The 8637-nt window shown below is 45.2% G+C and carries 4 protein-coding genes and 1 pseudogene; 2 read left to right on the plus strand and 3 right to left on the minus strand.

The genetic code is table 11. The annotated features are described in order from the left end of the window. The 3 genes from PGX78_RS03665 to PGX78_RS03675 all read right to left on the minus strand — a co-directional run. A partial coding sequence (locus PGX78_RS03665; RefSeq protein ID WP_270445441.1) for a lactate/malate family dehydrogenase occupies positions 1-803 on the minus strand: 803 nt, incomplete at its 3' end. A 21-nt stretch (positions 804-824) separates the two neighbouring features. Further along, positions 825-5648, minus strand: a complete 4824-nt coding sequence (locus tag PGX78_RS03670; RefSeq protein WP_270445442.1) for a nicotinate-nicotinamide nucleotide adenylyltransferase — start codon at positions 5646-5648, stop codon at positions 825-827. A 183-nt stretch (positions 5649-5831) separates the two neighbouring features. Then, positions 5832-6659, minus strand: coding sequence for a CpXC domain-containing protein (locus PGX78_RS03675; RefSeq protein WP_270445443.1), 828 nt, complete (start codon positions 6657-6659; stop codon positions 5832-5834). Positions 6660-6886: 227 nt separating this feature from the next. Here PGX78_RS03675 and PGX78_RS03680 point away from each other — a divergent pair, with 227 nt between their 5' ends. Further along, positions 6887-8119 (plus strand): LL-diaminopimelate aminotransferase, encoded by a 1233-nt coding sequence (locus PGX78_RS03680; RefSeq protein ID WP_270445444.1) that lies wholly within the window; start codon positions 6887-6889, stop codon positions 8117-8119. Between the two features lie 86 nt (positions 8120-8205). Continuing rightward, positions 8206-8637: pseudogene (locus tag PGX78_RS03685) on the plus strand (diaminopimelate dehydrogenase); the annotation flags it as partial.

Below are 8637 nucleotides of genomic sequence, written 5' to 3' on the forward strand. Positions count from 1 at the left end.
CACTGTCCGCGTAAGGCATAAAGAATAGACAGTGCCGCTGATGACAAGGCCGGTGCAATATACGGTTTGTAGCCCAAATCACGGACAACAAGATTAGCCGTTACGACCCTCTCCGTTAGCTGTCGAGAAAGTTCGTCATCATAATCCTTCAAACTGTCGGCTACGACTAAATCGGCCCCGTGCGGCCCGTATACGCGCCCCTCGGCTTTAAATCTTTCACCTATACCGTTTTTTTCAGCATAATACAAGGCTCGTCCGTACATCACTCCCAAGCCGAATCCTTGCACATATCCGGGCGGCACTGCCGCTTCTTTTAAAAATACTCGACATAACGGATCCACGGGATCCGACACGATGCAGGTCAGCCCGGAGAATTTTCGTTCGCGAGCCAAACAAGCAAAATGCTTCACCAATCCTTTGTTTGCTTCATACTGGGCCATGCGCACATCCCCTCCGACACTTACCGGCGGCACAGCCTTAGTAGCACAAAAGATAAAGACATCACAATCAAAAAGTGTCTCTTCCGTCACAATTTCAACGGGCGGCACCCGCACAGACCCGTCAGGATAAATGATTTGATTCATCTCCATTTCCAGCCGTTCCAGATTGGCCTTGTTAATGTCATACATGCCGCATCGGTCAAGACAATCTCCGCCTAAAAGGCGCAGACCTGTCAGCATAGTAGTCCCTACATCACCGAGAGCCGCAATATTTACTTTCAGACGCCGTTGCGGCATTTGAAACGCAACTAAGTCTATAGTCTTAAGAATGCCCGCTTCCTTCGGTAAATCATGAATATACATGATATATCTCCTATTTAGAATCTACGAATTTTTCCATCGAAATCTTAGTAATTGTTCAATATCATTTTCTATAAACCGTGACGGATTCATACTCTTATCAAAGATTACTCCGGGGTTCATATCGGGAATGCGCAAGGGTGAAACCACCTCACCCAGACGTTTCAAAGTTAGGCGTCGTTCAAATGTCTGCTGATATGTCTCCTGCAAAGTTTCCATAATGTGCAGCGCATTTTTCAGGCAAGTGCGCGAATACCGGTATACGGCCTCGTCATCCCCCTTACCGATAAACCCGGGTTTTACATAAGGCAAGACAAGATTGATGAACGGATTGTCATCGCCGCTTCCGTCAGCCTGCATGATACTGTCGCCCCCTAAGAAAGGATAACAGTCGCGTTCATTCAGCCATACCTCCAGAGTAGGCAGAAAGTAAGCACACTCAGCCCGTATTCCCCATTCACTCATCATATCGGCCGCCCGACCTGTCATTACACCTGTTAAGACGGCCTTAATATCGATTCCGCATTCCTCCAAATAAGGAACGAGCATACGCATGCGATAACCCTTATGTAATAAATCGTCAATCAACATCACCGGTCGATTAAAGGAGCGGATAGTCTTTACCTGATTGATTACGGACGAATAGTACCGTGATTCCGCCATTTTAAAACCTCGCACAGACCGTTCAAAATACTTTTCTATGTGTAAAGCCTTCGTTACCGTATTGGGTATTAAGACATCACTTAAGGTCTTACCGAAGGGTACGGACATGTACGGACCGTAACGTCGTTTACCGTCATTTACTGCGGAAACGCCGTTTAAGTGCACGGCTTCATTAATAATTTTTTTGTGCACAACGCTCGGAGTAAAAGAAAGAATAAGCTTTCCCGGATAAATACGTCGCATGGTTTCCAACAACCGTTCGTGAGCCTTATCTAAAGCCTGCAATACCGTAAGGTTCTTGTTAAAGGGATTCTTCAAAACAGTCTCCACATCTCTAAAAAGAACCACGGGACTCTTCAAGCTGACGGCATATACCGGATCGGCTCCGGGCGGGGCAATGTTCTGAAATCCTCTGTCTTGCAAGGCCTCAATCATCGCTTCATCTCCGTAACCACCGGCCGCATCAACAGGATGATACAAGGCATATGCATAGTCTTGTGCAATAAGAGCGGTCATCAGCTCCGTAATAAGAATTTCCCGAATATCTCCCGCCGCGACCGCCATCCGGATATAGAGGAAGCCTATGGACGCAACAGTTCCTTCCGCAGCCTCACGGATGCGAGACGCAATATCCGTATCACCGAATTCGGTGTGCAATTCACGAATACCCACATGATGAGCCGCCGCATAAGCAATGACTTGTCGTTCCTTTTCGGTCCACTCTATATACAAAGAACGAACATCATCACGGCAAACATAGGATGAAACACACATACCGTCATAGCCGGCGGCATTCAATTCTCCTGCAGACGGCAGCTCTTCACTCTTCTGATGCGTTTCAAAGAGGCTTATATCCATGTTCTTTGCATCAAAAACGTGCTTGTATGCCGGTTCACGTAAATATAAATTATTTTCATAAATAAACTGCTGTGCCACCGCATCGATAAGATTCGATATATCCCGATTTAAGTCGATGTTCTCACGAATACGCGTAGAGCTGATATCCTCATAAAACTTATCCAGCTTTAAGGTGATTAAGTCTCCCTGTATGGGATGACAAAACGATTCGGGATCGTATTTTCCGTTTCTTGTCTCCCGCTCAAAAGCAATATGATTCAATGTGTGAACCGAGTGTTCCGACGGTTCGTTTCTGTATGCCGACGCATTTTCTATAACGTCCGTACCGACAGCCAAGTACAGTTCGCGACCCGCAAAAATTTCTTTCAACCTCTTCAGGTCGGACGGGTTAGCCATATTGATAGAAATATCGTCGGGGAATGGGTAAATATGCTCTTTATCGGCAACGGACATATTCATAATCTTTCTTCGCATCAAGCGCGGCTGTGTATGCTTCGACCAAGAAAATTCATCAAGTGCCAAATACACGTCAAAGCCCAAGTCTCGAATCTGAATGGCAATCGCTTTATGGCCCAGGCTGAAAGGGTCGAAGGTTCCCGGATAAAAGCACACCTTGCGAGGTGGGGCAAAATCAAAACGTTCCCGTTCCAATCGATGAATCCCGATATAGCGATAAATGTGATTAAGCACTGCCGCATTGTTATAAAAATCGAGAGCCTCTTCTTGTTGTTCAGACAATAAGACGAGCAATTTCTTATACGCATGAGAAAAGAAAAAATCCACTTCATCCAAAGACAAGACAGGGTTGGCAAAGATAAACCGCCCCATTTGTCTAAAGGCATCGCGACTCAGTTCCCTGTTAAAGTGCGCATATGTCTTAATCATGATATACAGTAATCGCCGTTTCCGACTCTCGTTTCGAATTTCTTCCTGGGGAAAGCGTTCGGCAAATTCCTGAAAATTGCCGACCATGACACCCACCGTATGAACCATTGAAGCGGCTACATGAGTCGTGGCCGTCACAATTTGATTTTCAATATTACCGATAAATTCATCCACTTCGCTCGGCGACAGTTGTAATACAAGCCGGCCTAAATATTCGGGAACATACTTTGATATGCGCAAATCTCCCAATTCGAGACCGTTAAACAGTTCCACGGCAATTTCATTGCGTTGTGTAAATGTCATATAAGCGGCAACTCGCAACAAAGCCTTTCCGGCAGCGGCCCGAACGAAACAACTTTCGCTGACTTTCAATACATTGGCTAAATGCGTACCCAAGTGCATAACACTGCTCGGCTGATGTGTCATTTGTAAAAAGTGCAAAAGAACCTCGATGTTAGCGGCCTTAATGACCCAGTGAGTGCTCATCTTCAAATTATCCAGAAAAAGAGCTCCCGATTCTTCATTCAAATCCGCTTCATTAGCCGAAAGTCCCAGCGTATCCAACAAGTCGGCAAAATACATCTCCTCATCATACGCATCTACCAGAGTGGCTTTGCAACGCAAAGCCGCAACGCGTACATTTAAATCGGCATGACTCAAAGCCGCTTCGATAAAAGTCCCCAAGGTTTCAATAAATCCCGTTGCGCCCTGTATAATATCAGCGCGATTCAAGGCAGTAAGCAAGACAATGAAAATCTCACTTTGATAGTTCGTGCGGCTATAGTATCGTTGTAAAATATCCAAATATTCCCGGCACTCATCTTCATCACAATATTGCAAGGCACTTTGCACAAATTCTCCCAGGCAGTAGGAAATCCAGTTCCGATGTTGTTGCGTAAAACGCCAGCCGGGCTTTACGATTAGCGACATATAATGTGCAAAAAGGCCGGCACTGGTTACCTCTCTGGGAGGCATGGTAATGCCTTCGGGAATCTCTTTGCGATACTTTTCTTCAAAAGTCGCGACAATATTTCCCATCAATCTGGCAGCCTGCATACGAATGTCTACATCCTGATACGACAAAATTTCATAAAGAAATTGCAGTGTAATCGTTTTCTGACGCTCCGTCATATATGTAAAATACTCTTCAAGCGTACTTATGTAATTACGTACGTTCTTCCAACTGCGCTCACTGCGAGCCTCTTCCAAAAAACGTGAAAACTCATTCCCTTTTTGGAAAAGACGCATCATACGGATATTGTGATCAATAGCCGTATAGGTCAAAGCGCGAACGACCGATTCCCCTTCACGCAACACAGGCTCCCCATTCTCACGGTTTCCCGGACTGGCCGGCCAATCGGAAAAATCGTCAGGTAAAACCGTATTAACACCGGACATAGTCATATATTGTTCAAAGTCGGCCAACTTCTCGTACACTCTTTGATAGCGATGCTTTTTAGCCTCGTCTACATTATCCAACTTTTGCAAAATAACATCAAAAGCTTCTTTTAATGTATAGAAACAAACTTTTTCACGACCGTTTTCTCGCCGACTTTTAACGCGAAAATCAGCATAAATTAATAACAATGCCTCAACCGGCAAGTTTTCCAGTTCCAAATCCCAAACAGAGTGGTTTGCCGCAATATGACCGATTTCGGGGATACCTACACGGCGACAACAAAGATCCGTATAAAAATAGTGCAGGTACGGAACTCTGCGTTCTTCGCTCTTCTTGGAACCGTATTTTCCTATGTCATGTACAGCTGCCGCTCCCGATACGAGGGCTACATCAACGGGCACCCCGGCGGCAAAAAGTTGTCGTGCCGCGTATACAGCCACATAATGCACCCCTCCTATATGTCCCAGTGTATCGTAAGGGGTAATGGCACAGCCGATACGCATAAATTCATAAATATAATACTCCGTACTGATATCGCGAAGTTTCAGATATTCTTCACTAAAGCCGTTTTCTATAATCTCTTCCGGCGACAAAAATCTCATTTCCCGTAAAGGAGAAAACGGAAGATATCGGCGTTCATATCTATATAGGCTACGCAAAATCTGCAACACAACGGCACGTCCCAATCCGTACTCATCATCTCGAGACAGCACCGTTTCAATGTGATCGTCTGTCCAATAAGCTACATTTTCCGGATAAATACGGGCCAGTATATAGTAATAACAATATTTTAACCAACCGCATGACGGCTCGTTTACCAGCACCGGTATATGCCGCTTTAAAACACCCGGTACGGCCTCGGTTCTGAAACGACCGTCTTCATTTGTCATGAATGCGACTTCCGCAACGGCCTCATCTACAGAAGTTCGTGTAATAATACGATCCAAGGCTTCTGCCGTAAGATTGATTTGTTTTAAAAATCGTCTTGTATGCAAGCCTTCTTTAACCATATCCGTCAAATTTGAAAGAGTGTATGCATTCATACCCGTTCTCCTATAATTATTTATCAACAGAACTATATATCTTGATTATATATCCTTACGCAGGGCGACGAAAGAGCCCCACCGCTTTATACATACGCTAAGACCTCTTTATACGTCTACAGCATAACAAAAAACCGCACCTTATCTAAAAGGCACGGTTTTCGTTACCCTGATCTATCAGTTTTACAAGTCGACATGATATAGTTCTTTAGCCAAGGTCTTCACCCACAGGCTGATGAGTTCTTCATATTTCTTATTTTGTTCTTGTGCCGCCTCAGTCGTTTGCATAACAAAATTGTGTGCCGTTTCATAAGTAAACCGGAAAAACTCGCCGCGACGATTATATAAGTCCAGCCCGTCCAGCAAAGGTCGGAAGATGTCGTCCGTTACCTGTATTACCCGATCCGTCAAGGGATATACATACGCTTGTCCACCCATATCGGATCGCATAAATACTAATCCGATAGCCCGACTATCTCCTTCTTGTGTGCAATAATCTATATGATACGACTCAAGAGGTAACACTTTACGATCTTCAGCCTTAATCAAACTGTAAGCACCGCTTTTGATGACCTCACAAATGCGATCGTCTACCGAGCTCTCAAGTTCGATAATCTTTTCCCTCAATTCCCCCCAGCTGCGCGTAATGCGACATGTATAATCACTTATGTCCCAATTACCGATTTTTTCAGCCAAAGCTTGTTCCGTAAATTCAAACTTCGGATCAGGCATATTCCAGACGGCGATTTTCCGTTTTTCATCCACATAAATGCAAGGAGCTTCTATGCGCACCCGTTCACCGCAATGCGGACATTCATACATAAACAAATCGCTGTCTGTAAGAATTCTGTCCCTCATTTGTGTCGTTCCGTCAATTTGCTCATATATTATGGTCGTGCCGGCCGCACTGCAAGCCGGACAATTCAGTGGCAATTCGCGTGTTTGCGTATAGGTTTCCGTTTTTTCAATACCCATTATCTTCCCCTCTTTCTTCGGCTCGTATTCCGCCATATTTTCCGTACGCCCAGTATACCAAACAGAAAGCCTGCTGTCATCGTCAGCACACATCCCCCGTCTATTCATAAGCTACACATATACCGTTATGTGCTACACGGCATTACCCATTTGTATAGCACAGTGTGCAAATATGATTTTTCCTCCTTTTCAACAAAAAAGGGGTGTAGTAGAATAAAATATCATTTTATTTGAAATGAATAAATCTTCTTAAGGAGGCCCTTATGGCTCACGTAAACGAAAACTACAACAAACTTCCCGGGAATTATTTATTCCAAACAATTGCCAAGAAGGTTGCCGACTATGAAAAGAAAACTGACAGACAAGTAATCCGTCTCGGTATCGGTGACGTCACGAAACCTCTGGCACCCGCTATTATTGAAGCACTCCACAAAGCAGTTGACGACATGGCAACTGCCGAAACGTTTCACGGCTACGGCCCCGAACAGGGGTATGATTTTCTCCGTCATGCCATCATTAAGGGCGATTATGAAACCCGCGGAGTAAGCCTTGATACGGACGAAGTTTTTATCGGTGACGGAGCCAAAACAGATGTAGCCTGCATTCAGGAAATTTTTGGCCATAATCTTACCTTTGCAATTGCCGACCCTGTATATCCCGTATACCTCGACTCCAATGTTATGTTCGGCCATACAGGAGCCTTTAATGAAAAAACGGGGCGTTACGACGGCGTCGTCTACTTACCCTGCACGCCGGAAAACGGCTTTAAAGCTACCCCGCCTACTGAACCTGTCGACATCGTTTACCTGTGCAATCCCAGCAATCCGACGGGCACAGCCATGTCGCGTGAGGATTTGCAGGAATGGGTGGATTACGCTCATCGCAATAAGGTCATCTTGATCTACGACTCGGCCTATGAGGCTTATATTACGGAAAACGACGTTCCCCACAGTATTTTCGAAATAGACGGGGCCAAAGAGGTGGCCATCGAACTACGTTCTTTTTCGAAAAATGCAGGCTTTACAGGCACTCGTTGTTCCTACGTAGTCGTACCTAAAGCCTGTGTCGCTTATACTCACGACGGCATTAAAACCCCTTTAAACCCCATGTGGAATCGTCGCCAATGCACCTTCTTCAACGGTACGCCGTATATCATTCAACGTGCCGCCGAAGCATACTACTCCGAAGAAGGTCAAAAGCAATGCCGTGCAGATGTAGCCTATTACATGGAAAACGCCCGTATCATTCGCGACGGTTTAACAGATGCGGGATATACCGTTTACGGAGCTCTCAACTCTCCTTATGCCTGGGTACAAACGCCTAAAGGCATGAAAAGTTGGGACTTCTTCGACCTGCTTTTGGAACAAACCGGTGTTGTCACCACTCCCGGTAGCGGTTTCGGTCCGCACGGAGAAGGATATATGAGGCTTACGGCATTCGGTTCAAGAGAAAATACGGTTGAGGCCGTGAATAGAATTAAAAAATTAAAGTTTTAAGCAAAAATACATACACAACAAACGACGAATGTGATACAATAAAAACCGATTTATAGAAGTAAAGGTATTTATACAGGAGGCACGACATGGACAAAATTCGCATCGGTATTGTCGGTTATGGAAACTTGGGTCGCGGCGCGGAAGCATCCGTAAAATTACAGCCGGACATGGAATTGATAGGCGTTTTTTCTCGCCGTAAGGGTATTAAAACAGTAAGCGGCGTACCGGCTTATACAATGGATGAAATGCTTAATTTCAAGGGTAAAATCGACGTCATGATTCTGTGCGGCGGTTCTGCAACGGACTTAATTGAACAAACCCCGGCAGTAGCTGCCCACTTCACATGTATTGACAGTTTCGATACGCATCCGCGTATTACGGAACACTTCAATAATGTAGATAAGGCCGCTAAAGCCGCCGGCACGGCAGCTCTCATTTCCTGCGGTTGGGACCCGGGCATGTTCTCATTGCAACGTGTTTTTGCAGAAGCTATTTTACCGCAAGGTAAGTCTTATACC

The organism is Megasphaera sp. AF13-6AC (assembly GCF_027685385.1).
Classification (GTDB): Bacteria; Bacillota; Negativicutes; order Veillonellales; family Megasphaeraceae; genus Megasphaera; species Megasphaera micronuciformis.